The sequence below is a fragment of the Streptomyces sp. NPDC035033 genome (assembly GCF_040636735.1).
In the GTDB taxonomy this organism is placed as follows: Bacteria; Actinomycetota; Actinomycetes; order Streptomycetales; family Streptomycetaceae; genus Streptomyces.
Genome location: NZ_JBEZUZ010000059.1, coordinates 22,028 through 46,862, shown reverse-complemented (window position 1 = coordinate 46,862; position 24,835 = coordinate 22,028). Strand labels below are relative to the sequence as shown.

The window sequence follows — 24,835 nt, the reverse complement described above, 5'->3', positions numbered from 1 at the left end:
AGCCTGCGGCGGACAGGTCCGCGTCCGCGGCCAGCAGACGGGCGGCGAGCTCCGACTGCCCCCCGCACTCGAACGCGACCCAGCTGGTCCACTCCGCCTCCCGCTCCGACGAGCGGGCCGCCCCGGCGAGCCCGGCGCCGGTGAAGCGTGTCCCGGCGCCCACCTACGAGCAGTTGATGACCCGCCAGTTCCCGATCGACCCGAAGCTGTCCGGCTCCGGCGAGTTCGAGGCCGTGCCCGGCCTCGACAAGGCACCCGGCACGGGGCAGAAGTACCGCTACCGCGTGGACGTCGAGAAGGGCCTCGGCCTCGACGCCAAGCTCTTCGCCCGGGCCGTCCAGGAGACCCTCAACGACAAGCGCAGCTGGGCCGGCCGGGGGGCCATGACCTTCGAGCGGATCTCCAGCGGGCAGCCCGACTTCGTCATCACCCTCGCCAGCCCCGGCACCACCGGCACGTGGTGCGCCAAGTCCGGCCTCGACACCACCATCGACAACGTCTCCTGCGACTCGGCCTCCACCGAGCGGGTGATGATCAACGCCTTCCGGTGGGCGCGGGGTTCGGAGACCTTCGGGCCGAAGGCGATGCACGCCTACCGGCAGATGCTCATCAACCACGAGGTCGGCCACCGGCTCGGCCACAACCACGTCTCGTGCCGCACGCCGGGGGCCCTGGCGCCGGTGATGCAGCAGCAGACGAAGTCCCTGGAGATCGACGGCATCCGCTGCCGCCCCAACCCCTGGGTGCACCCCGGGAGTTGAGCGCCGCGCCGTTCCCCGGCGCGCCGGTTCCCCCCGGTGCGACCGGGCGTCCCGTCGTCGGCGTTCTCCGTCGCCGGCATCCCCCGGCGCTTTTCGTTCCGGGTGCCTTTCGGGTGCGCCCCGGCGACTCCTCCCTTTTCCGGGCGCGCCCGCATTTCCCGCGGACGCGCGCCCGCTCCGTCCTCCGGCGCATTCCCGTCACCCGCGGAATTCCCTTTTCCCCCGGTGAAGTTCACGCGGGCGGGCCTTTTCCGCCCGCTCTTCCCGCTCTTCCGCGCCGCCCCGCGGCGGTCGCGGCCGAAGGGCCCGCGCCCACCGGAATCTGACCCTCCGTGACGCCGTCGGCGCGTACCGCGACGGAACGCGACCGGACTGGGAAAGTTACGTGCATTCACCCCTTCCGGTGGTGCGACGGACAACCGTCCGTCGTGCCACCGGTCCCTGCGCTTACGTTCTTCCCGCCGCGGGATTCCCGTCGAGGGGTCCCGCCGAGGGAGAACAGCCGCGCGCCACCGACGGGAACGGCGGGCGCCGTCAAGGGAGACCGGGGGTGTGTGCTCGTGCGGATCGGACTGCTCACGGAGGGTGGCACCCCGTGCGCCACCGGTGACACCGGGGCCTGGTGGCAGCGGCTCGTCCGCGGCCTCGCCCCCCACGACTTCGACCTCTACGCCGTCGGCGGCCCCCTCCCCGGCGTCCCGCTGCCTCCCCACACCCGGCCCGTGCCCGCCACCGGCGAGGGCGCCCTCCCCGCCGGGCCGCCCGAGCGCGCCGGCCGCCGCGCCTACGGCCGCCGCGACCGCCGCCGCTTCGCCGAGGGCTTCCACGCCCTCGCCACCGGCCTCACCGCCGAGGACGACGCCGGACACGCCCCCGGCGACGGCCCCGCGCACGCCTTCTCCGCCGGCCTCGGCGCCCTCGCCGACCTCGCCCGCGACAGCGGCGGCCTCCCCGGCGCCCTCCGCTCCGACGACGCCGTCCGCCTCCTGGAGTCCGCCTGCCGCGCCCCCGGCGCCCGCCGCGCCGCCGCCGCGGCCGGACTCCGCGACCACCTCGCCTTCGCCGACCACCTGGAGCGGGCCCTGCGCCCCCTCTCCCTCGACTGGTACGACGAGACCACCCTCGGCGCCGCCGACCTCTGCCACGCCACCGCCGGCGGGACCGTCGCCCTCCCCGGCCTCCTGGCCAAACGCTTCTTCGGCACCCCCCTCCTCGTCACCGAGTACGGCGTCGGACTGCGCGCCCACTACCTCGGCCCCACCGCCGGCCGCTCCACCGCCCTGCGCACCCTGCTCGCCGCCCTCCACGGCCGCCTCGCCGGCGAGACGTACCGTCAGGCCGCGCTCCTCACCCCCGGCAACGCCCACGCCCGCCGCTGGCAGGAGAAGCTCGGCGCCGACCGGGACCGCGTCCGCACCGTCCACCCGGGCATGCCCGCCGAGCGCTTCGCCGAGGTCGGCGAGGACGAGACGAGCGGCGAGCCCGGCACCCTCGTCTGGATCGGCCGCGTCGAACCCGCCAAGGACCTCGTCGCCCTCCTCCACGCCTTCGCCGAACTCCGCGCCCGGCAGCCCGGCACCCGGCTGCGGATCGTCTCCGTCCCCGCCGCCGACGGCGAACCCGACCGGGGCGCCGCCCCCTGCGCCTACCTCGCGCAGTGCGCCGCGCTCGCCGCCCAGCTCTTCCCCGACGAGGCCGCCGGCGCCCACGCCGTCGGCGAGAACCCCGTCTCCTTCGAGGAGCTCGGCGGCCCCGAGGCCCCCACCCTGGAGGACGTCTACGCCTCCGCCGCCGTCGTCGTCCTCTCCAGCACCGTCGAAGGCTTCCCCGCCAGCCTCGTCGAGGCCATGTTCTGCGCCCGCGCCACCGTCTCCACCGACGTCGGCGCGGTCGTCGAGATCATCGGCGGCACCGGGCTCGTCGTGCCCCCGCGCAACCCCCGGGCGCTCGCCGACGCCTGCCTCGCGCTGCTGCGCGACCCCGAGCGCCGCCATCGGCTCGGCGCGGCCGCCCGCGCCCGCGCGCTCGAACTCTTCACCGTCGAGCAGAACCTCGCCGCGTTCCGCTCCCTCTACCTGGAACTCCTCTCCCACGCGCCGGTACGCCACCACACCGGGTCCGACGTGCCCTTCGCCCACCCCGCCGAGACGCACCTCCCCGGCGGCTGGGCGCCGAAGGCCGTCCCCGCGGGCACAGGAGCCCCCGATGCCTGAAGGAGGCACCCCCATGCGCGGCCCCGCCGCCCCGACGAGTCCCGGAGCCTGGGACGCCCGCTCCGAGGCACTCCTCGGCGCCCCCGCGGTGGACGCCGAACCCGCCCCCGCCCCCATAGCCCCGGGGCCCGCGGGCCCGCTCCCCACCCTCGACCTCCACGCGGACCCCCGGCCCGGGCCCCCGGCCCCCGCCCTCGGCGCCACCGCCCTGGACGACCTCCTCTCCGCCTTCGGCCCGCCCCGCCCGACGCCCGCCGACCCCCCCGCCGGCGACGCGCCCGCACAGGACGACGAGCCCGTACAGGACGCCGCGCTCGCGCCGGACGACGAGCCCGCATCGGAGGCCGCGTCCGAACCGGCCGTGCCCGAACCGGCCGCGCCCGGGGCGGAGTCCGTACCCGAACCGGCCGTGTCCGGGCCGGCCCCGCTCCCCGACGGGCCCGTCGCCCCCGGGCCCGGCGCCGCCTGGGGGGAGCCGCCCGCCGCCGCCTCCGTCGCCGGGGCCGACGCCGCGCCCGTCACGAAGGCGCGGCGCGGCGGCGACCCCGTCAAGGTGCTGATGCACCGGCACCGGGAGCTGTGCGCCCGCGCCGTCGACCCGCTGGAGATCGCCGCCGGGCTCGAAGCGCGGGGCTTCACCGACCGCACCGCCGCCCGCTACCGGCACCGGGACGTCTTCTCCCTCGCCGAGGAGCTGTACGCGCGCGTGCCCCGCGCCCACCTGGAGCCCGCGCCCGTCGAGGAGGACCCCGGCCCCCGCGCCCCGTGGGCGCTCGCCGCGCTCGCCCCCGGAGCCGCCGCCGCCCTCCTCGTGCCCGCCCTCCTCCACCTCGACGGGGCCGCCCGGCTCGCCGCCGGGACCGCCGGAGCGCTCGGACTCGCCGGCGCGCTCGTCCTCGCCGTCCGGCGCGGACCCCTCCACGCCCCCGCCGCCGCGCCCGCCGCCCGGCTGTGGACGCTGTGGCTCCTCGCGTACGCCGTCGCCGGCGACGGCCTCCTCGCGCAGGTGCTCGCCGGCGGGCCCGACGGCGGCTGGGCCCTCGACCCCGCCCCGCTCCTCGGGCTCGCGCTCGCCGTCGCGCCCGCCGCCTGGTGCGCCCACCTCTTCGCCGACCGGGCCCGCCGCCGCATCGCCACCGGCCGCGGCCTCGCCGACTTCGCCGCCGGCACCCGCGCGTGGCTCCTCGCCGCCGTCCTCCTCCACCTCGCCGCCCTCACCGCCCTGCTCGCGCCCACCGGCCCCACCGCCGGCGCGCTCGCCCTCGGCACCCTGCTCCTCCTCGCCCGGCTGCTCGCGGTCCACGGACACCCCGGGACCGCGTCCGCCGCCCTCGCCGCCGCCTGCGCCGCCGAAGCCCTCGGCCTCGCGAGCGTGCTGGCCGCCCGGCTGCCGCTCCCCGGCTTCGACGCGCTCGCCGTCCCCGTACGGACCGCCGTCGCGGCCTGGGGGACCGGCGCCCTCCCCGCCCTCGCCTGCGGCGCCGCCGCGCTCGGCCTGCTGGCCCACGCCACCGGCGCCCTCGCCCGGGCCTCGGCCCACACCACCCCCTGACCCCGGGACACCCGCGGAGCCGACGCCGCGGGCGCCCGGACCCCGACTCACCACCCTCAAGGAGAACCAAGACCATGACCCCTCCCTCCCCAGCACCGGCCGGTCGGCACGAAGGGGCCGCACGATGAGGGTGCTACTGCTCGGAGCCAACGGCTTCATCGGCCGCTTCGTCGCCGACCGGCTGCTCGCCGACCCGGCGGTCCACCTCACCGCCCTCGGCCGCGGCGACGACGCCGACGTCCGCTTCGACCTCGCCACCGGCAGCCCCGGCGCGCTCACCCGCTTCCTCGACGCCGTCCACCCCGGCGTGGTCGTCAACTGCGCGGGCGCCACCCGCGGCGGGGCCCGCGAACTGACCCGGCACAACACCGTCGCCGTCGCCACCGTCTGCGAGGCCCTGCGCCGCAGCGGCTGCGGCGCCCGGCTCGTCCAGGTCGGCTGCGCCTCCGAGTACGGGCCCAGCCAGCCCGGCTCCTCCACCGCCGAGGACGCCGTGCCGCGCCCCGGCGGCCCGTACGGCGTCTCCAAGCTCGCCGCCACCGAACTCGTCCTCGGCTCCGGCCTCGACGCGGTCGTCCTGCGGGTCTTCTCCCCGGTCGGCCCCGGCACCCCGGCCGGCTCCCCGCTCGGCCGGCTCGCCGAGGCGATGCGCCGGGCCATGCAGGCCGGCGACGGCGAGCTCAAGCTCAGCGGCCTCGGCGTGCAGCGGGACTTCGTGGACGTCCGGGACGTGGCCCGGGCCGTGCACGCCGCCTCCCTCTCCGCCGCCCAGGGCGTCGTCAACATCGGCACCGGCCGGGCCGTCCGGCTCCGCGACGCCGCCGCCGTCCTCGCCCGGGTCGCCGGCTACGCGGGCAACCTCCACGAGGTCGACGGCCCGCACGGCATCCCGCAGCGGCCCGTCATCGGCGCCCCGCGCACCGAGGCGACCATCGCCGAACAGCTGGCCGCCGCCCCGTTCCCGTACCCCGACGGCTGCGGACCCTGGCAGCAGGCCGACGTCCGCACCGCCCGCGACCGGCTCGGCTGGCGCCCCCGCATCAACCTGGAGGAGTCGCTCGCCGACATCTGGATGGAGGCGGCGTGTCGCATCTGACGCGCACCGGCACCACGGCCGGGACGGTCCGGGCGCTCGGCGTGGGCGCCCCCGGCTACGCCCACCCGCTGCTCGCCCCGGTCGAGTGGGCCGAACTGACCCGCCCCGGGACGCCCGTGCACTGGGCGGTGCTCAACGTCTCCGACGGCCCCGGCAGCCGCCCCGACCCGCACTGCCTGGAGACCGCGGGCCGGCTGCGGAACGCCGGCGTGCGGGTCCTCGGGCACCTGGACCTCGCGCACGGCTCGCGGCCCTTCGGCGAGCTGGTCTCGCAGGCCCAGCGGTTCGTCGACTGGTACCGGGTGGGCGGCTTCTATCTGGACCGCTGTCCCACGGACCGGACGGACCTGGCCGGGGTGAGAAGGGTCACCACGACCCTGTCGGCCCTCCTCGGCGGCGACGCCCACCTCGTCCTCGGCCACGGCGGCCATCCGTACCCCGGCTACGCGGAGGCGGCGGACCAGCTGGTGACCTTCTCCGGCGCCTGGGCGGAGTACCGCTGGTCACAGGTGGCCGAGTGGACGGCGGACTACCCGGAGGGGAAGTTCGCGCACTTCGTCCACGGGGTGCCGCGCACCCACCTCGACGAGGCGCTGCGGATCGCCCGCTGGCAGGGCGCGGGGACGATCTTCTTCACCGACCGCACCCCGGGCCCCGGGGGCCGGGGACAAAGTGCGCCATTTCACTCGCTGCCCGGCTACTGGGACGAAATCGTCTCGCGTATCGGACCGGGTGTCTCGGAATGAGAAGGGGCGTGGCAGTGTTACGGGGAGAACAACCGTACTGACATACCGACCAACGGAGTCCCCGTGTCGCTGCCACCCCTGGTCGAGCCGGCTGCCGAGCTCACCGTAGACGAGGTCCGCAGGTACTCCCGCCACCTGATCATCCCCGACGTGGGCATGGACGGGCAGAAGCGGCTGAAGAACGCCAAGGTGCTGGCCGTGGGCGCCGGCGGCCTCGGCTCGCCGGCCCTCATGTACCTGGCCGCGGCCGGTGTCGGCACGCTCGGCATCGTGGAGTTCGACGAGGTCGACGAGTCGAACCTCCAGCGCCAGATCATCCACAGCCAGGCCGACATCGGCCGCTCCAAGGCGGAGTCGGCGCGCGACAGCGTGCTCGGCATCAACCCGTACGTGAACGTGGTCCTGCACGAGGAGCGGCTCGAGGCCGACAACGTGATGGACATCTTCAGCCAGTACGACCTGATCGTCGACGGCACCGACAACTTCGCCACCCGCTACCTGGTGAACGACGCCTGCGTGCTGCTGAACAAGCCGTACGTCTGGGGCTCGATCTACCGCTTCGACGGCCAGGCCTCCGTCTTCTGGTCCGAGCACGGTCCCTGCTACCGCTGCCTCTACCCGGAGCCCCCGCCGCCGGGCATGGTCCCCTCCTGCGCCGAGGGCGGCGTCCTGGGCGTGCTCTGCGCGTCCATCGGCTCCATCCAGGTCAACGAGGCCATCAAGCTCCTCGCGGGCATCGGCGAGCCGCTGGTCGGCCGCCTGATGATCTACGACGCCCTGGAGATGCAGTACCGCCAGGTGAAGGTCCGCAAGGACCCCAACTGCGCGGTCTGCGGCGAGAACCCGACCGTCACCGAGCTCATCGACTACGAGGCCTTCTGCGGCGTCGTGTCCGAGGAGGCCCAGGAGGCGGCGGCCGGCGCGACGATCACTCCCAAGCAGCTCAAGGAGTGGATCGACGACGGCGAGAACATCGACATCATCGACGTCCGCGAGCCGAACGAGTACGAGATCGTCTCCATCCCCGGCGCCCGTCTGATCCCGAAGAACGAGTTCCTGATGGGCAGCGCCCTCCAGGACCTCCCGCAGGACAAGAAGATCGTCCTGCACTGCAAGACGGGTGTCCGCAGTGCGGAAGTCCTCGCCGTGCTCAAGTCCGCGGGCTTCGCGGACGCCGTGCACGTCGGCGGCGGCGTGATCGGCTGGGTCCACCAGATCGAGCCCGAGAAGCCGGTCTACTAGCCGGCCCCGACGCGAGGCCCCGGACCGCGCACCGGTCCGGGGCCTCGCGCGCGTCCGGCGTCACCCGCAGGTCGTGCCGTACGCGGGCACCTTCCCGTCCAGCAGGTACGCGTCGACCGTCCGCGTCACGCACGCCGAGGTGCCGTACGCGCCGTGCCCCTCGCCCTTGTTGGTGACCAGGATCCCGACGCCCTCGCCCAGCTCCTCCGCCATCCGCTCCGCGCCCTCGTACGGGGTCGCCGGGTCGCCCGTCGTGCCCACGACCAGGACCGGGGCCGCGCCCGGGGCGGACGCCTCCGGGGTCCTCGCCTCGCCCGCCACCGGCCAGCCGGCGCACCAGCCGGCCGTGTCCCAGGCGAGGAAGGCGCCGAAGACCGGGGAGAGGCGGCGGAACTCCGGCAGCAGCGCCTTCGCCTCCGCGGCGGTCGGGCGCGCGCTGGAGTCGGCGCAGGAGATCGCCCGCTGGGAGTGCGACTGGGTGGCGTAACGTCCCTGCTCGTCCCGGTCGTTGTAGACGTCGGCGAGCCGCAGCAGCGGGGCGCCGTTCCCGGCCTCGGCGGCCGCCAGGGCCTCGGTGAGCAGCGGCCATCCCGACTCCGCGTAGAGGGTCACCGCGATGCCGGTGAGCGCCAGGCCCTCGGTGAGGCGCCGGCCGCCGGCCTCCAGGGGCTTCTCGTCGAGCCCCGCGAGCAGCCGGGTGATCCGCTCGGTGCCGGCCGCCGGGCTCTGACCGGTGCTCTTCAGGTAGTTGTCCAGGGCCCGCTGGAAGCCGACCGTCTGGTGCCGGGCGTGGCCCGTGGCGTCGGCGGTCGGGTCGACCACCGCGTCCAGGACCAGCCGGCCCACGTTCCCGGGGAAGAGGTGGGCGTAGGCGCCGCCGAGCTGGGTGCCGTACGAGATCCCGAAGTAGTGCAGCTTCTCGTCGCCGAGGACCCGCCGGATCAGGTCCAGGTCGCGGGCGGTCGCCGAGGTGGTGGTGTGCGGGATCACCGTGCCGGAGCGGCGGGCGCAGCCGGCGCCGAAGTCCGCCGCGTCCTTCAGGTAGGCGGCCTCCTCGGCGGGCGTGTCCGGGGTGGGGTCGACGCGGGCCTCGGCGGCGGCCTGCTCGGCGTCGGTGCGGCAGACGACGCCGGAGCTGCGGCCCACCCCGCGCGGGTCGAAGCCCACCAGGTCGTACCGCTCGCCCAGCGCGGCGTACTCCCCGGCGAGCTGCGGCAGCATCTCCACCCCGGAGGCGCCGGGCCCGCCGAAGTTGAAGAGGAGCGAACCGATCCGGCCCTCGCGGTCGGTCGCCTCCTTGCGGATCAGGGCGACCGGCAGCGTGGCGCCCGCCGGCTCCGCGTGGTCCAGCGGCACCTTCACGGTGGCGCAGCGCCACTCGTCGCCGGCCCCCTCGCACGGCTTCCAGTCGGGCCGCTGCCCGGTGAGGGCGGCGGGAAGGCCGGAGGGCTTCGCGTCGGAGACCGGCGGCGTGGCGGCGGCGGTGGGGGAGGGGGACGGCGCGCCCGTCCCCGTGCAGCCGGTGACCAGCACTCCGCCGACGGCGAGGGCCGTCAGGCGCCGGCGTATGGACATGGGAACCCCCCGGGAGCGAGACCGGCCGTCATCCTAGGGGGCCGGGGCGCGGTCACTTGCAGACGGTCCCGGAGGCGGGGACCCTGCCGTTCAGGAGGTAGCCGTCGACGGCCTTCTTCACGCAGGCGCTGCCGCCGTTGTACGCGCCGTGGCCCTCGCCCTCGTACGTCAGCTCCACGCCGACGCCCTTGCCGAGCGCCTTCACCATCGCGCGGGCGCCCTCGTACGGGGTCGCCGGGTCACCGGTGTTGCCGATCACCAGGATCGGCGCCGCGCCGGGCGCGGAGACGTCCGGGTGCTCCCAGAGGCCGGACACCGGCCACTGCGAGCAGCTGGAGAGGGCCCAGCCCATGAAGTCGCCGAAGACCGGGGACGCCTCGCGGAACTGCGGCAGCCGCTCCTTGGCCTGGCCGAGGGTGTAGCGCTCCTTGAAGTCCACGCAGTTGATGGCGGCGTTGGCGGCCTGGATGTTGCTGTAACTGCCGTTCTCGCCGCGCCCGTTCATGGAGTCGGAGAGGGCGAGGAGGAGGGCGCCGTCGCCGCCGTCCGCGGCCTCCAGGCCCTGCTCCAGGTAGGGCCAGAACTCCTTCGAGTACAGCGACTGGGCGATGCCGTTGGTGGCCTGGGTCTGCGTCAGCTTCCGGCTGCCGATGCCGGCGATCGGCTCCTTGTCGAGCCGGGCCAGGAGGTCGGTCACGTCCTTCTCGATCTCGGCGACCGTCGTACCCGGCAGCGCGCACTCGTCGCCCCGGTCCACGCAGTCCTGCGCGAAGTTGTCCAGCGCGAGCTGGAAGCCCTTCGCCTGGCCGAGGGCGCCCTCCTCGACGCCCGCGTCCGGGTCCACGACCGCGTCGAAGACGGCCCGGCCCACCCGCTCCGGGAAGAGGTGGGCGTAGACGCCGCCGAGCTCGGTGCCGTACGAGATCCCGAAGTAGTGCAGCTTGTCGTCGCCGAGGACCTGGCGCAGCAGGTCCATGTCCCGGGCCGCGTCCTCCGTGCCGACGTGCGGGAGGACCTTGCCGGCGTCCTTCTCGCAGCCCGCCGCGTACTTCTTCTGCGCGTCGGACAGCGTCCGCTCCTCGGCCTGGTCGTCGGGGGTGAAGTCCAGCGCGTAGTACGCGTCCAGCTCCTTGTCCGTCGCGCACTCCACGGGCTCGCTGCGGCCCACCCCGCGCGGGTCGAAGGAGACCAGGTCGTAGCGGGAGCGCAGGCTCTCGTAGTCGGCGGCGAAGCCGGGCAGGCCGGTGACGCCGGAGCCGCCGGGGCCGCCGAAGTTGAAGACCAGGGAGCCGATGCGGCGGGCGTTGTCCCTGGCCCTCGCCCGGATCAGGGCCAGTTCGATCACCTCGCCCTGCGGCTGGGACCAGTCCAGCGGGGTCCGCAGGAAGGCGCATTCCCAGGCCGTGCCGCCGGGCAGCGGGGTCGGCGCGGCGCCGCCGCCCTCCGCCGGGGACGGCGGCGGGCAGGTGTCCCACTCCAGCTGCTGCTCCGTCAGCTCCGACAGGCCGCCGGTGCCGGCGGGGCGGGTGGCCGCGGACGACCCGTCGCCGGAGTCGTCCGAGCAGCCGGTCAGGCACAGGACGGCGGAGACGGCGAGGACGGCGGCGCGCTGGGCGGCGGAGATCGGCATGCCCCCATGCTCCGCCGCCCCGCCCGGCCGCGCCCGTGACGCACCCCCAAGCGGGTGTCGGACGCCTCCGGAGCCGGTCCGGAGGATCCCCTCGGACCCCGCCCGTCCCCGGCCCCGGCCCCGTTACCGTCCCCGCCGCCGACTCGGCCGTCCGCGGGCCCGTCGCCGCGCGGGCCGCCGCGCCCCCGTCCTGTTCGCGGCCGCCCCGCCGGACCCCTGGCCGGCCGCCCCCTTCGCCGTCCGCCGCGCCCGGGGAGGGACTACAGCGCCTCCTGCCGCGTCAGCCAGTTGAAGCAGATCCAGCCGGGCAGGACCGGCAGCCACAGCGTCAGCAGGCGGTAGAGGAGGACCGCCGGGGTGGCGACGTCGATGGGCAGGCCCACCGCGATGAGACCGCCGATCAGCGCGCCCTCGACCGCGCCGACGCCGCCGGGCGTCGGGGCCGCCGAACCGAGCGCGTTGCCCGCGAGGAAGACCACGGCCACGCTCGCGTAGCTGATCGACGCGTTCCCGTGCCCGAAGGCGCGGATCGACGCGTCCAGGCAGAGGACGAACGCGCCGGTCAGCAGCAGCATCCCGCCGAGGCCGGTGACCAGCTTCAGCGGCCGCTGGAGCACGTCCAGCATGCGCGGCACCACGCCCGCGAAGAGCGACCGCAGCCGGGTCGAGACGAACTTCCGCATGAAGGGGATCGCCGTCATCACCAGCACCAGCACGGCGACCGTCAGCAGACCCGCGATGACCGTCCTCGACGGCGTGAACGACTGCGACTTCTCCGTCCCCGTCAGGTAGCCGAACAGGAGCAGCAGCAGGATGTGCGCCCCCAGCCCGAAGAGCTGCGAGGCGCCGACGCTCGCCACCGCGAGCCCCGGGCGCACGCCCGAGCGCTGGAGGAAACGGGTGTTCAGGGCGACGCCGCCGACCGCCGCCGGGGCGACGATCTTCACGAACGAGCCGGCGACCTGCGCGACCACCGTCCGCCAGAACCCCACCCGCTCCGGCACGAAACCGAGCAGGCTCATCGCCGCGGCCACGTAGCTGACCGCCGAGAACAGCACCGCCGCCGCCACCCACCGCCAGTCCGCCTGGCTGACCGTGGACAGCGGCGTCCGGGCGATCTGCGACAGCAGGAAGTACGCGGCGACCGCGCCCGCGATCATCGAGATCAGCGTCCGCGGCTTGATCCGCTCCAGCCGCACCGGCTCCACCGGAGCCTGCGGCCGGATCAGCAGCACCTGCCGGCGGATCTGCGCCAGCAGGTCCTCCTCGCGGGCCTCGTCCAGGGCCTCGTCGAGTGCCCGCTTCTCCGCCTTCTTGTCCGCCTTCTTCTCGGCCTTCTCGGCCTTCGGATCGGCGCCGGGCGCGGGCCGCCCCGCGTGCGCCGCCGCCTTGGCGAGCTCCCGCTCCCGCTTCGCCGCCTCCGAGGCCGCGAGGACCGCCTCCCGCTCCCGCTGCGAACGCTCCCGGGCCAGCCTCCGCAGGGTGGCGCGGGTCGACCGGCTCAGCGCGATCGGCTGGAGCAGCGGCAGGCAGTCCGCCACCGCGTCCGGCCCCAGCACCTCCACCGCCGCCGCCACCGTCCGCTCCGCCCCGACCCGCAGGCCCAGGGTCGTCAGGAACTGGGCGATGTCCATCCGCAGCACCAGATCGCCGGCCGCGATCTCACCGCCGCGCAGATCCGTCAGGAACACCCTGCCGGAACGATCCACCAGGATCGCGTCCCCCGACAGCCGGCGGTGCGCGATCCGGCGCGACTGCAACGCCTTCACCTGCCGCCACGCGCTCCGCACCAGCTCGTCGGTGATCTCGGAGTCGTCCAGCGAGTCCAGGCTCCGCCCGCCGATGTGCTCGTACACGAGCATCACCGCGTCCGGGCCCAGCTCCGAGGTGGCGATCAGCTTCGGCGCGTTCGCCCCGGCCGCGATCGCCGCGTACGCGAGCAGCGCCTCCTGCTCCAGCGCCTGCCGCAGCGAGACGATCGACCGGCGGGTGGTCACCGTCCGCAGGGTGATCCGCCGCCACAGCCGGTAGAAGAAGCCGTGCGCCTGCTGCTCCCGGTCGACGACCGTGACGTCCAGCGGCGGCCCCGACTCCAGGGTCACCAGGTACCGGCGGCCCCGGTCCCCGCTCTCCGTGGTCTCCGGCCCCTCCTCCGCGCGCAGCGCCGTCACCGGCCGGAAACCGACCCGGCGCAGTCCGGCGAGGAGGGTCTGGCCGGTCGGCCGCACGTTCGGGGAGCCGACCGCGTACAGCGTGCCGTACGCCACCGTCCAGCCGATCAGGACGGTGAGGATGATCGAGAAGGCGGTGGTGTAGCCCGCCACCAGCATGGTGAGGGCGTCGAGGAGCAGCACCGCCCAGAGCGAGAACCGCCAGCGCGGTCTGCGGGCCATGCCGACGGCCGTCATGTACGCGATCACCGGCGCGAGGTAGTTGTGCACCGGATCGGTCAGCCCGCCGCCGCTCGCCGGCTGGGTCAGCGCGTCCTGGATCGTGTCCGGCGCGGCCTTCGCCACCCACAGGTCGATCGCGAGGGTCACGCCGTGGGCGAGGACGGCCGCGAGCACGCCGTCGGCGATCCGCAGCCCGTCCCGTTTCACCAGGCGTTCGATGGCGAAGGCGACCGGCAGGACCAGGATCGCGATCGACGAGACGAGCCCGGCGATCTTGACGAAGACGTCGGGGGCGCCGACCGCCCCCTTGTTGATGTCCTGCTCCAGGCCGGACGTGGTGCCGTGGGCGAAGGCGGAGATGGCGAGGACGAGGGCGATGGCGAGCACCCCGGCCAGCAGGCGCATGAGGTCGGAGGGCCGGTGGACACGGGCGGCGAGCAGCGGCTCGTCGCCCGACACCCGCTCGGGCACGTCGGGCCGGGCCTCACCGGGAGGCTGAGTGTCCTGACCCATCACCATGTCCATCTCTGCGTGCGCTTTTATCGGTTCTGTCTGCTCTGCCAGATCCGTCGGATTCGCCAGCTCCGTCGGCTCCGCTGGTTCCGCTGGCTCTGTCTGTGTATGTCGCTGTTGATCTCGTATCACCGGTCACCGCCCGGACGATGGTGGCACGAAGAGCCGCCCGGCGGAGGCATCAGGGCCATGTCGGTGGGGTGAGGCAGGATGAGCCGGATGAGCCTGGAGGGACCCGTGGGACGGACCGGAGCGAGCGGAGCGGACGACTCCGCACCGGGGGGCGAGCTGCCCCCGTACGCCGAGGCGGTGCTCGACGTCGCCGACCGCATCCCGCCGGGCCGGGTGATGACCTACGGCGACGTCGCCGAATGGCTCGGCGAGGGCGGCCCCCGCCAGGTCGGCCGGGTCATGGCCCTCTACGGCGGCTCCGCCCCGTGGTGGCGGGTCGTCCGCGCCGACGGCACCCTGCTGCCCGGCCACGAGCTGCGCGCCCTCGGCCACTACCGCGCCGAGGGCACCCCGCTGCGCGAGCGCGGCCCGGCCGCCGAGGGGCACCTCCCGAGGATCGACATGCGCCGGGCCCGATGGGACGGCACCCCCGGCACCGGCGGCGACGGCGGTGCCCGCGAAGCGGAATGAGCCGCGCGGCACGGCGACGACACCCGGCGTGCGGGATCTCACACCGCCCCGCCCCGCCCCCGCTCCGGCCGGGTCCCCGGCCGCCCGGTCCCGGCGAGCGGGGCCCGCGGCCGCCCGGTTTCGCGTAACGTCGGCGGGCGTGCCGCACCCGGCGCCGGACCCGGCGGAGACAGGGACGGCGGTACGGACCCGGGCACGGGCGCGGACACCGGTACGCGCGCGTGCCGGAGCCCGTACCCCCCTCCGTGCCTCCGCCGTCACCGGCACCACCCGCGGCACCGGCACCGCATCACCACCGACCAGGACCGGCCAACCACGTGAGCTCCTCCTCCACCACCCGGCCAACGCCGCCGCACCAGGGACAGCCGTACCCGGGCGCGGGCCGGCAGCGGACCCCCGGCGCGTACCGGCTGGTGCGCACGGCCCCGGCCCCGGTGGACCCCCCTCAGCTGGACGCAGCCCAGCGGGCGGTGGTTGAGCACGACCGGGGGCCGCTCCTCGTCCTCGCCGGACCCGGCACCGGCAAGACGACGACGCTGGTGGAGGCGGTCGCCGCCCGAGTGGAACGCGGCGCCGACCCCGAGCGGATCCTCGTCCTCACCTTCAGCCGCAAGGCCGCCGTCGAACTCCGCGACCGGATGGCCGGCCGGCTCGGCGGCCGCCGCCCGCCCCAGGCCACCACCTTCCACTCGTACTGCTACGCGCTCCTCCGGTCCCACCAGGACGCCGACCTCTTCGCCGAACCCCTCCGGCTGCTCTCCGGCCCCGAGCAGGACCTCGCCGTCCGCGAACTCCTCGCCGGCCAGATCGACCTGGAGCGCACCGGCGTCGGCGGCGTCCGCTGGCCCGACGAACTGCGCGCCTGCCTCACCACCCGCGGCTTCGCCGACGAGGTGCGCGCCGTGCTCGCCCGCTCCCGCGAGCTCGGCCTCGGCCCCGACGAGCTCCGCCGCTTCGCCGAGCGCGTCGGCCGCCCCGACTGGAAGGCCGCCGCCGGCTTCCTCGCCGAGTACCTCGACGTCCTCGACCTCCAGGGCGTCCTCGACTACACCGAGCTGGTGCACCGGGCCGTCCTCCTCGCCGAACGGACCGCAGCCCTCCCCGCGTACGACGCCGTCTACGTCGACGAGTACCAGGACACCGACCCCGCCCAGGTCCGGCTGCTCACCGCGCTCACCGGCGGCGGCCGGCGGACGGTCGTCGCCTTCGGCGACCCCGACCAGTCGATCTACGCCTTCCGCGGCGCCGACGTGAACGGCATCCTCGACTTCCCCGCCGCCTTCGGCGGGGCCCCCGTCCGCGTCCTCGGCACCTCCCGCCGCGCCGGCGCGGGCCTGCTCGCCGCCACCCGGGAGCTCACCCGGCGGATGCCGATGACCCGGCTCCCCGCCGAGAAGGTCCGCGCCCACCGCGACCTGACGCCGGTGCGGGACGGCGGCCGGGCCGAGGCGTACACCTACCCCACCGCCTCCGCCGAGGCCGAGAACATCGCCGACCTGCTGCGCCGCGCCCACCTGGAGGACGGCGTCCCCTGGGCCTCGATGGCCGTCCTCACCCGTGCCGCCGCCGCCCTCCCCTCCCTGCGCCGCGCCCTCACCTCCGCCGGCGTCCCCGTGGAGACGGACGCCGCCGACACCCCCCTCCGCCACGAACCGGCGGTGGCCCCCTTGCTGCTGGCCCTGCGGGCGGTGGCGACGAGGGGCCGGGCGGCCCCGGGCGCGGGCACGCGTCCCTCCTCCGATGACTCCGTCCAGGGGGGACCCCCCGCGGAGCGGGCGGGCGCGACCCCCGACGGCGCCGCACCGGCCCCCGGGACCGACCCCGCGCCGGAGGAGTCCGCACCGGACGGGACCGCCGGGTGGCTGGACGTCGAGACCGCCCTCGAACTCCTCGCCTCCCCCCTGGCCGGCATCGACCCCGCCGACCTGAGGCGTCTGGGCCGCGCCCTGCGCGACGAGGAACGCGCCGCGGGCGACAGGCTCCCGCCCCCCTCCGACGTCCTCCTCGCCCGCGCCCTCGCCGAGCCCGAGCGGCTCGCCGCCCACGACCCCGCCTACGCCCGCGGCGCCCAGCGCCTCGGCCGGCTCCTCCAGGAGACCCGGAAGCTGCTGGCCGACGGCGGCACCGCCGAGGAGGCCCTGTGGGCGCTGTGGAGCGGCACGCCCTGGCCCGGCCGCCTGGAGCGCGCCGCCCTCCGCGGCGGCCCCGCCGGCCGCAACGCCGACCGGGACCTCGACGCCGTCTGCGCGCTCTTCGAGACCGCCGCCCGCGCCGAGGAGCGGCTCGGCGGCCGCGGCGTGCTCAACTTCCTGGAGGAGCTCGACGCCCAGGACATCGCCGCCGACACCCTCACCCGCCGGCACACCCGCCCCGACGCCGTCCGCCTGATGACGGCCCACCGCTCCAAGGGCCTGGAGTGGAGCCTCGTCGTCGTCGCCGGCGTCCAGGAGGGCCTGTGGCCGGACCTGCGCCGCCGCGGCTCCCTCCTGGAGGCCGACCGCATCGGCCGCGACGGCCTCGCCGAACCGCTCACCCCCGGCGCCCTCCTCGCCGAGGAGCGCCGCCTCTTCTACGTGGCCGCCACCCGCGCCCGCGACCGGCTCGTCGTCACCGCGGTGAAGGCCCCCGCCGAGGACGGCGACCAGCCCTCCCGCTTCCTCACCGAGCTCGGCACCGAACCGAAGGAGGTGCCGGGCCGCCCCCGCCGTCCGCTCGCCGTCTCCGCGCTCGTCGCCGAACTGCGCGCCACCACCGTCGACCCGGACGCCTCGCCCGCGCTCCGGGACGCCGCCGTCCGCCGCCTCGCCGAACTGGCCGCCCTCACCGACGAGGACGGCCAGCCGCTGGTCCCGGCCGCCCACCCGGACCGCTGGTGGGGCCTGTACGAGCCCACCCGCTCCGCCGTGCCGCTGCGCGACCGGGACCGGCCCGTCGCGCTCTCCCCGAGCGCCCTGGAGAACCTGGCCGCCACCTGCTCCCTCCAGTGGTTCCTGGGCCGCGAGGTCAAGGCCGCCGAACCCGCCTCCGCCGCCCAGGGCTTCGGCAACGTCGTCCACGTCCTCGCCGACGAGGTCGCCTCCGGCCGCACCCCCGCCGACCTGGACGTCCTCATGGCCCGGCTCGACACCGTGTGGGACGCCCTCGCCTTCGACGCCCCCTGGAAGTCCGAGCAGGAGAAGGGGCACGCGCGCGTGGCCCTGGAACGGTTCCTGCGCTGGCACGTCATGGACCGCGGCGGCCGCACCCCCGCCGCCTCCGAGCACGGCTTCGACGTCACCCTGGACGCGGGGGAGTACCAGGTCCGCATCCGCGGCTCCATGGACCGCGTGGAGACCGACGAGCAGGGCCGCGCCTACGTGGTCGACTTCAAGACCGGCAAGTCCGCCCCCACCCGGGACGAGGTCGCCCACCACCCGCAGCTCGCCGTCTACCAGCTCGCCGTCCGCGAGGGCGCCCTCGACGAGGTCTTCGGCGGCCGCCGCCCCGAGCCCGGCGGCGCCGAACTCGTCCAGCTGCGCCAGGCCGCGCCCAAGAAGGAGGGCGGCGACGCCCTGCCCAAGGTGCAGGCCCAGCAGCCCCTGGAGGGGGAGTGGATCGGCGACCTGCTCGCCACCGCCGCCGGCCGGGTCCTCGACGAGCGCTTCGCCCCGACGACCGGTCAGCACTGCGCGACCTGCTCCTTCCGCGCCGCGTGCAGCGCCCGTCCCGAGGGCCGGCAGGTCGTCGACTGAGCGGCCGGACGGGGGAGTGACGCGAGTCACATTCCCGGTCGCGCATCCTTTGTCCACCCCGGGTCGTCCCTGCTTGCGCGGTACCGCATAAGGTCCGCGTGAAAGAAACCTGTGGATATTCGCTTTCGAACACATCGAAGCGCATCGAACACGCTGAGGAGTACGTGCATGAGGGCCAACCGGAAGCTCTGGGCCGCCGCGACGATCTGTCTGACCGCCGTCGTCGGCCTCACGGGCTGCGGCAAGGGCGACGACAAGCCCGCCGACCCCTTCGCGGGCCTCTCCGCCGACGCGATCGCCGACAAGGCCGTCGCGGCCACCAAGGCCGCCACCTCCGTCCACATGAAGGGCAAGATCAAGAACGACGGCCAGGACATGGCCATCGACTTCAGCGTCGACGACAAGGGCACCTGCCAGGGCACCATGGGCGTCGGCGCCGAGGGCAAGGCCGAAGTGATGCGCACCGGCGGCTTCACCTACCTGAAGGGCGACGAGGCCTTCTTCAAGACCGCCGGCGACGAGGACGGCTCCTCCCCCGAGGAGTCCGCCGCCCTCGCCACCCTCCTCAACGGCCGCTGGATGAAGATGCCCGCCGACGAGGCCGACTCCAACGACCTCGGCGAGTTCTGCGACCTGAAGACGCTCTTCGCCGACATGGACAAGGACACCGAGACCAAGGGCCTCACCCGCGAGGCCGACGCCGACGTCGACGGCACCCCCGCCGTCGTCCTCAAGAGCAAGGCGAACGAGAAGGGCGAGGTCGACACGGTCTACGTGGCCAAGGACTCGGCCAAGCCGTACATCCTCCGCACCGTCTCCACCGGCGGCGACGAGCCCGGCGAGATGACCCTCTCCGACTACGACAAGCCGCTGAACGTCACCCCGCCGCCGGCCGACCAGGTCATGGACATGGAGGCGCTCATGAAGGCCGGCGCCGGCAGCTGACCCCCGGCACCGAGTAGCGGCCACGCGCGCGTGGGGCGACCCTGGTGACAGGGTCCGGGGGGCGAGGAGGCTCGTATGAGGTCCCAGTCCAGCCACCCCAGGCTCCGCGCGGCCGCCGCCGTCTGCGCCGCCGTCGCCGTCGTGGGCCCCGCCCCGGCGGCGGCCCGGGCGGCGCCGGCACCGGCCGCACCCGCCGACGCCCTCCTGGCGCCGTCCCCGGACCCCTTCGACGGGCTCACCCCCGAGCGGATCGCCGACCGCGCCGTCGACGCCACCCGCTCCGCCGACTCCCTCCGCATGACCGGGAAGATGGTCACCGACGGCCAGAAGCTCGACGTCGACTTCTCCGTCGACGACCGGGGCTCCTGCACCGGCCGCATCGGCATCGACGACGGCACCGCCGAACTCCGCCGCCTCGACGGCATCACCTACATGAAGGGCGACGAGGCGTTCTGGAGGCTCTCCATGACCTCCCAGGGCGTCCCCGAGAACCAGATCGGGCCCGTCATCGAACTCGTCGAGGGCCGCTGGCTCAAGATCGCCCCCGGCCAGACCGGCAGCTCCGACCTCAGCGAGGTCTGCGACCTCGACTCCCTCCTCGACGGCCTCGGCGACGACCGCCGCGAGGGCCTCACCCGCGGCCCCGACCGCGAGGTCGACGGCACCCCCGTGGCGACCCTCGTCCAGAAGGAGCCCGCCGGGGACGGCACCGACCGGACCGAGACCACCACCGTCTCCGTCGCCCAGGAGGGCAAGCCCTACATCCGCCAGGTCGTCAGGACCGGCGGCGACGAGTCCGGCACGGTCACCCTCTCCGACTACGACCGCCCGGTGAAGGTCACCGCCCCGCCGGCCGACGAGACCGTCGACCTCTCCCGGCTCGACCCCGGCACCCGGGCCTGACCCTCCGGCCCCCGGGACCGACCCCCCGTCAGCTGACCGGCCGTCAGAGAGAAGTCGCAGGTGGGAGCGGATGCGGGAGGGTACCGGTCGGGAATGTCCGACCCCCCGGCTAGCCTCTTCCGGTGACCGCGCGCATCACCGACCCCGAGCAGCTCAAGGAGCTTCTCGGCATCCCCTTCACCCCGGAGCAGACGGCCTGCATCACCGCGCCGCCCGCCCCGCAGGTCATCGTGGCCGGAGCCGGCTCCGGCAAGACCACGGTGATGGCGGCCCGGGTGGTGTGGCTGGTCGGCACCGGACAGGTCGCCCCCGAGCAGGTCCTCGGCCTCACCTTCACCAACAAGGCCGCCGGCGAGCTCGCCGAGCGCGTCCGCACCGCCCTCGTCCGCGCCGGCGTCACCGACCCCGACCCCGTCGACCCGGACGACCCCCCCGGCGAGCCCCGCATCTCCACGTACCACGCCTTCGCCGGCCAGCTCCTCACCGACCACGGCCTGCGCATCGGCCTCGAACCGACCTCCCGGCTCCTCGCCGACGCCACCCGCTTCCAGCTCGCCGCCCGCGTGCTGCGCGAGGCCCCCGGCCCGTACCCGGCGCTCACCCGGTCCTTCCCGACCCTCGTCGAGAACCTGCTCGCCCTCGACGCCGAGCTGGCCGAGCACCTCGTCGAGCCCGCCGACCTCCTCGCGTACGACGACGGCCTCCTCACCGAGCTCGCCGCCGCCAAGCTCACCAACGCCGACCTGCGCAAACTCCCCGAGACGGCCGCCGCGCGCCGCGAACTGACCGGACTCGTCACCCGCTACCGGGCCGCCAAGCGCGCCCGCGACCTCCTCGACTTCGGCGACCAGATCGCCCTCTCCGCGCGGCTCGCCACCACCCGCCCCGAGGTCGGCACGATCCTCCGCGACGAGTTCCGGGTCGTCCTCCTCGACGAGTACCAGGACACCTCCGTCGCCCAGCGGCTCCTCCTCTCCGGCCTCTTCGGCCAGGGCACCGGCCACCCCGTCACCGCCGTCGGCGACCCCTGCCAGGCCATCTACGGCTGGCGCGGCGCCTCCGTCGCCAACCTGGACGACTTCCCCGAGCACTTCCCGCACGCCGACGGCACCCCCGCCACCCGCTTCTCCCTCTCCGAGAACCGGCGCAGCGGCGGCCGCCTCCTCGACCTCGCCAACGGCCTCGCCACCCCCCTGCGCGCGATGCACGCGGGCGTGGAGGCGCTGCGCCCCGCGCCGGGCGCCGAGGCCGACGGCACCGTCCGGATCGCCCTCCTCCCCACCCACCCGGAGGAGATCGACTGGCTCGCCGACTCCCTCGCCCACCTCGTCCGCACCGGCCGCGAACCCGGCTCCATGGCCGTCCTGTGCCGCACCGCCGGCGACTTCCCCGCGATCCACGCGGCCCTCGTCGCCCGTGACGTCCCCGTCGAGGTCGTCGGCCTCTCCGGCCTGCTCCACCTCCCCGAGGTCGCCGACCTCGTCGCCGTCTGCGAGGTCCTCCAGGACCCCGGGGCCAACGCCTCCCTGGTCCGCCTCCTCACCGGCCCCCGCTGGCGCATCGGCCCCCGCGACCTCGCCCTCCTCGGCCGCCGCGCCCGCCTCCTCGTCCACCGCGGCGACCCCGACCCCGACCCCGGACAGCGGCTCGCCGCGGCCGTCGAGGGCGTCGACCCCGCCGAGGTGGTCTCCCTCGCCGACGCCCTCGACACCTTCCTCGACTCCGCCGGCCACCCCGACGACGGCCTGCCCTTCTCCGCCGAGGCCCGGGTCCGCTTCGCCCGCCTCGCCGCCGAACTCCGCTCCCTGCGCGCCTCCCTCGCCGACCCCCTCATGGACGTCCTCCACCGGGTCCTCGCCGTCACCGGCCTGGAGGTCGAGCTCTCGGCCTCCCCGCACGCCCTGGCCGCCCGGCGCCGCGAGACCCTCGGCAACTTCCTGGACGTCGCCGCCGGCTTCGCCTCCCTCGACGGCGAGGCGAGCCTCCTCGCCTTCCTCGGCTTCCTGCGCACCTCCGTCCAGTTCGAGAAGGGCCTCGACAACGCGCTCCCGGGCGGCGAGAACACCGTGAAGGTCCTCACCGCGCACAAGTCCAAGGGCCTGGAGTGGGACGTCGTCGCCGTCCCCGGCCTCGTCGCCGAGCAGTTCCCGTCCACCCGCGCGCGCGAGTCCTGGACCTCCCAGCCCCAGGTCCTCCCGCACGCCCTGCGCGGCGACGCGGCCACCCTCCCGTCCCTCGACACCTGGGACGCCAAGTCCCTGGCGGCCTTCAAGGCCGCCATGAAGGACCACCAGCACACCGAGGAGCTCCGCCTCGGCTACGTCACCTTCACCCGCCCCCGCACCCTCCTCCTCGCCTCCGCCCACTGGTGGGGCCCGTCCCAGAAGAAGCCCCGGGGCCCCTCCGACTTCATGACCGCCCTGTACGACCACTGCGCCCGGGGCCACGGCGACATCGAGGAATGGGCCGCCGAACCCGGACCGGACGACGACAACCCCCTCCTCGCCGAAGCCGCCGCCGACCTCCCCTGGCCGCTGCCGCTGGACGAGGAGGCGCTGAAGCGCCGCAGGGAAGCGGCGGAGGCCGTACGGGCCCGGCTGTGGGACCACGCGCCGGAGGAGCCCCGGGACCCGCGCCCCGACGACGGCCTCTGGCTCCCCGGCGAGGCCCAGGAGTCCATCCCGCACCCCAGGACGCACGAGCTCACCCCGGAGGAGCTCCGCACCATCGCCTCCTGGGACCGCGACCTCGCCGCCCTCACCGCCGAGCTCCGCCGCTCCCGCGCCACCACCCGGGACGTCCTCCTCCCCGCGTACCTGTCCGCCTCCCAGGTCCTCCGCCTCGCCGAGGACCCGGACGGCTTCGCGCAGGAGCTCGCCCGGCCGATGCCGAAGCCGCCGCAGCCCGCGGCCCGCCGCGGCACCCGCTTCCACGCGTGGGTGGAGTCCCGCTTCGAGGAGCTGCCGCTGCCCTTCCTCGGCCCGGAGGAGCTGCCCGGCGGCGAGGAGTTCGCCGGCGAGCCGGAGATCCTCGACGAGCGGGACCTGGAGGCCCTCAAGGAGGCGTTCGCCCGCACGCCGTACGCCCACCGCGTCCCGTACCGCGTGGAGGTCCCCGTCCACCTCACCCTCGCGGGCCGGGTGGTCCGGGGCCGGATCGACGCCGTCTACCGGGACCCGGAGACGGGGGCGTACGAGATCGTCGACTGGAAGACCAGCCGGCACCGCACCGCCGACCCCCTCCAGCTCGCGCTGTACCGGCTCGCCTGGGCCGAGCGGCACGGCCTGGAGCCCGAGGAGGTGGCCGCCGCGTTCGTGTACGTGCGGACCGGCGAGGTGGCCCGCCCGGCCCGGCTGCCCGGCCGGGCGGAGCTGGAGGCGATCCTGCTGGGCGGGGCACCCTCCGGCGCCGGATAGGCTCGGGAGCATGAGCGAGACCCCGGACAGCGTCGTCCAGCCCGTACGCGCGTACATCGAGGCGCACCGCGCCGCCTTCCTCGGCGACCTCGCCGACTGGCTGCGCATCCCGTCCGTCTCGGCGCAGCCGGAGCGGGCCGGGGACGTGCGGCGCAGCGCCGAGTGGCTCGCCGCCGCCCTGAAGGAGACCGGGTTCCCCACGGCGGAGGTCTGGGAGACGGACGGGGCCCCGGCGGTCTTCGCCGAGTGGCCGTCCGACGACCCGGACGCCCCGGTGGTCCTGGTCTACGGCCACCACGACGTGCAGCCGGCGGCCCGCGAGGACGGCTGGCACACCGACCCCTTCGAGCCGACCGTCGTCGACGGGCGGATGTACGCGCGCGGGGCGGCCGACGACAAGGGCCAGGTGTTCTTCCACACCCTCGGGGTCCGCGCCCACCTCGCCGCCACCGGCCGCACCACCCCCGCCGTCCACCTGAAGCTGCTGGTGGAGGGCGAGGAGGAGTCCGGCTCGCCGCACTTCCGCGCGCTCGTCGAGGAGCGGGCCGGCCGGCTCGCCGCCGACGTGGTGATCGTCTCCGACACCGGCATGTGGTCCGAGACCACCCCGACCGTCTGCACCGGCATGCGCGGGGTCGCCGACTGCGAGATCGACCTGTACGGCCCCGACCAGGACATCCACTCCGGCTCCTTCGGCGGCGCCGTGCCCAACCCGGCCACCGTCGCCGGCCGGATCGTCGCCGCCCTCCACGACGCCGACGAGCGGGTCGCGATCCCCGGCTTCTACGACGGCGTGACCGATCTCACCGAGGAGGAGCGGCGGCTCGTCGCCGAACTCCCCTTCGACGAGGCCGCGTGGCTGCGCACCGCCAAGTCCCACGGCACCCTCGGCGAGGCCGGCCACTCCACCCTGGAGCGGGTCTGGGCCCGCCCGACCGCCGAGGTCAACGGCATCGGCGGCGGCTACCAGGGCCCCGGAGGCAAGACGATCGTCCCCGCCTCCGCCCACCTCAAGCTGTCCTTCCGGCTCGTCGCCGGGCAGGACCCGTACCGGATCGAGACGCTGGTGCGGGAGTGGCTGGCCGGGCTCGTCCCGTCCGGCATCCGGTACGAGATCGCCTTCGGCGCCCCGACCCGCCCCTGCCTCACCCCGCTCGGCCACCCGGCCCTCACGGCGGTGGCCGGGGCGATGAGCCGGGCCTTCGACGGGGCCGCCGTCCGCTACACGCGCGAGGGCGGCTCGGGACCGGCCGCCGACCTCCAGGACGTCCTGGACGCGCCCGTGCTCTTCCTGGGCATCTCGGTCCCGTCCGACGGCTGGCACGCCCCGAACGAGAAGGTCGAACTGGACCTCCTCATGAAGGGCGTGGAGACGACCGCGTACCTGTGGGGCGACCTGCCGGCCGCCCTGCGGGCCGGCGGGCACCGGGACGCCGGGGCCGCACGCCGTGACCACTGACACCGATCCGGGGGAGTT

The 24,835-nt window shown here is 75.5% G+C and carries 15 protein-coding genes; 12 read left to right on the top strand and 3 right to left on the bottom strand.

Going from position 1 to position 24,835, the window contains the following annotated elements:
* The 6 genes from AB0E83_RS23010 to moeZ form a co-directional block, all read left to right on the top strand.
* Window positions 1-761 (top strand): DUF3152 domain-containing protein (locus AB0E83_RS23010; protein WP_362114865.1); only part of this gene is annotated, 761 nt, incomplete at its 5' end.
* Window positions 762-1,321: 560 nt separating this feature from the next.
* Window positions 1,322-2,974 (top strand): glycosyltransferase, encoded by a 1,653-nt coding sequence (locus AB0E83_RS23005; protein ID WP_362114874.1) that lies wholly within the window; start codon window positions 1,322-1,324, stop codon window positions 2,972-2,974.
* Window positions 2,975-2,987: 13 nt separating this feature from the next.
* Window positions 2,988-4,526, top strand: a complete 1,539-nt coding sequence (locus tag AB0E83_RS23000) for a hypothetical protein (protein ID WP_362114862.1) — start codon at window positions 2,988-2,990, stop codon at window positions 4,524-4,526.
* 124 nt (window positions 4,527-4,650) lie between these two features.
* The gene (locus AB0E83_RS22995) at window positions 4,651-5,622 is read left to right on the top strand and encodes an NAD-dependent epimerase/dehydratase family protein (RefSeq protein WP_362114859.1); all 972 of its coding nucleotides are present in this window, start codon (window positions 4,651-4,653) and stop codon (window positions 5,620-5,622) included.
* Complete coding sequence (locus AB0E83_RS22990; RefSeq protein WP_362114856.1) at window positions 5,610-6,368, top strand: spherulation-specific family 4 protein; 759 nt, start codon at window positions 5,610-5,612, stop codon at window positions 6,366-6,368. Before AB0E83_RS22995 ends, AB0E83_RS22990 begins: the two co-directional genes overlap by 13 nt.
* A 63-nt stretch (window positions 6,369-6,431) precedes the next feature.
* A complete protein-coding gene (gene moeZ / locus AB0E83_RS22985; protein WP_362114853.1) occupies window positions 6,432-7,610 on the top strand; it encodes an adenylyltransferase/sulfurtransferase MoeZ in 1,179 nt (392 codons plus the stop codon).
* A 60-nt stretch (window positions 7,611-7,670) separates the two neighbouring features.
* Here moeZ and AB0E83_RS22980 read toward each other — a convergent pair whose 3' ends face one another.
* The 3 genes from AB0E83_RS22980 to AB0E83_RS22970 form a co-directional block, all read right to left on the bottom strand.
* Window positions 7,671-9,185, bottom strand: a complete 1,515-nt coding sequence (locus AB0E83_RS22980; RefSeq protein WP_362114850.1) for an alpha/beta hydrolase — start codon at window positions 9,183-9,185, stop codon at window positions 7,671-7,673.
* A 52-nt stretch (window positions 9,186-9,237) separates the two neighbouring features.
* Entirely contained in the window at window positions 9,238-10,815 is a 1,578-nt protein-coding gene (locus AB0E83_RS22975) for an alpha/beta hydrolase (RefSeq protein WP_362114847.1), read from the bottom strand.
* Window positions 10,816-11,075: 260 nt separating this feature from the next.
* On the bottom strand, window positions 11,076-13,721 hold the full coding sequence (locus AB0E83_RS22970; RefSeq protein WP_362114844.1) for a lysylphosphatidylglycerol synthase transmembrane domain-containing protein: 2,646 nt from the start codon (window positions 13,719-13,721) through the stop codon (window positions 11,076-11,078).
* A 210-nt stretch (window positions 13,722-13,931) separates the two neighbouring features.
* Between AB0E83_RS22970 and AB0E83_RS22965 the strand changes: the two genes are divergently transcribed.
* From AB0E83_RS22965 to AB0E83_RS22940, 6 genes are all read left to right on the top strand, one after another.
* Window positions 13,932-14,363 carry an MGMT family protein gene (locus tag AB0E83_RS22965; RefSeq protein ID WP_362114841.1) on the top strand — a complete coding sequence of 144 codons (432 nt, stop codon included), beginning with the start codon at window positions 13,932-13,934 and terminating at the stop codon, window positions 14,361-14,363.
* Window positions 14,364-14,776: 413 nt separating this feature from the next.
* Window positions 14,777-18,094, top strand: coding sequence for an ATP-dependent DNA helicase (locus tag AB0E83_RS22960; RefSeq protein ID WP_362114871.1), 3,318 nt, complete (start codon window positions 14,777-14,779; stop codon window positions 18,092-18,094).
* 168 nt (window positions 18,095-18,262) lie between these two features.
* Entirely contained in the window at window positions 18,263-19,039 is a 777-nt protein-coding gene (locus AB0E83_RS22955) for a hypothetical protein (RefSeq protein WP_362114838.1), read from the top strand.
* Between the two features lie 75 nt (window positions 19,040-19,114).
* On the top strand, window positions 19,115-19,942 hold the full coding sequence (locus AB0E83_RS22950; protein ID WP_362114835.1) for a hypothetical protein: 828 nt from the start codon (window positions 19,115-19,117) through the stop codon (window positions 19,940-19,942).
* Window positions 19,943-20,064: 122 nt separating this feature from the next.
* Complete coding sequence (locus tag AB0E83_RS22945; RefSeq protein ID WP_362114832.1) at window positions 20,065-23,358, top strand: UvrD-helicase domain-containing protein; 3,294 nt, start codon at window positions 20,065-20,067, stop codon at window positions 23,356-23,358.
* 10 nt (window positions 23,359-23,368) lie between these two features.
* Entirely contained in the window at window positions 23,369-24,817 is a 1,449-nt protein-coding gene (locus tag AB0E83_RS22940) for a dipeptidase (RefSeq protein ID WP_362114829.1), read from the top strand.
* Window positions 24,818-24,835 lie beyond the last annotated feature (18 nt).

Excerpts from the sequence above, each read along its gene's own strand:
- AB0E83_RS23000 (WP_362114862.1), top strand. The coding sequence starts at position 2,988 with ATGCGCGGCCCCGCCGCCCCGACGAGTCCCGGAGCCTGGGACGCCCGC.
- AB0E83_RS22995 (WP_362114859.1), top strand. The coding sequence starts at position 4,651 with ATGAGGGTGCTACTGCTCGGAGCCAACGGCTTCATCGGCCGCTTCGTC.
- AB0E83_RS22980 (WP_362114850.1), bottom strand. The coding sequence starts at position 9,185 with ATGTCCATACGCCGGCGCCTGACGGCCCTCGCCGTCGGCGGAGTGCTG.
- AB0E83_RS22975 (WP_362114847.1), bottom strand. The coding sequence starts at position 10,815 with ATGCCGATCTCCGCCGCCCAGCGCGCCGCCGTCCTCGCCGTCTCCGCC.
- AB0E83_RS22970 (WP_362114844.1), bottom strand. The coding sequence starts at position 13,721 with ATGGGTCAGGACACTCAGCCTCCCGGTGAGGCCCGGCCCGACGTGCCC.
- AB0E83_RS22965 (WP_362114841.1), top strand. The coding sequence starts at position 13,932 with ATGAGCCGGATGAGCCTGGAGGGACCCGTGGGACGGACCGGAGCGAGC.
- AB0E83_RS22955 (WP_362114838.1), top strand. The coding sequence starts at position 18,263 with ATGAGGGCCAACCGGAAGCTCTGGGCCGCCGCGACGATCTGTCTGACC.
- AB0E83_RS22950 (WP_362114835.1), top strand. The coding sequence starts at position 19,115 with ATGAGGTCCCAGTCCAGCCACCCCAGGCTCCGCGCGGCCGCCGCCGTC.
- AB0E83_RS22940 (WP_362114829.1), top strand. The coding sequence starts at position 23,369 with ATGAGCGAGACCCCGGACAGCGTCGTCCAGCCCGTACGCGCGTACATC.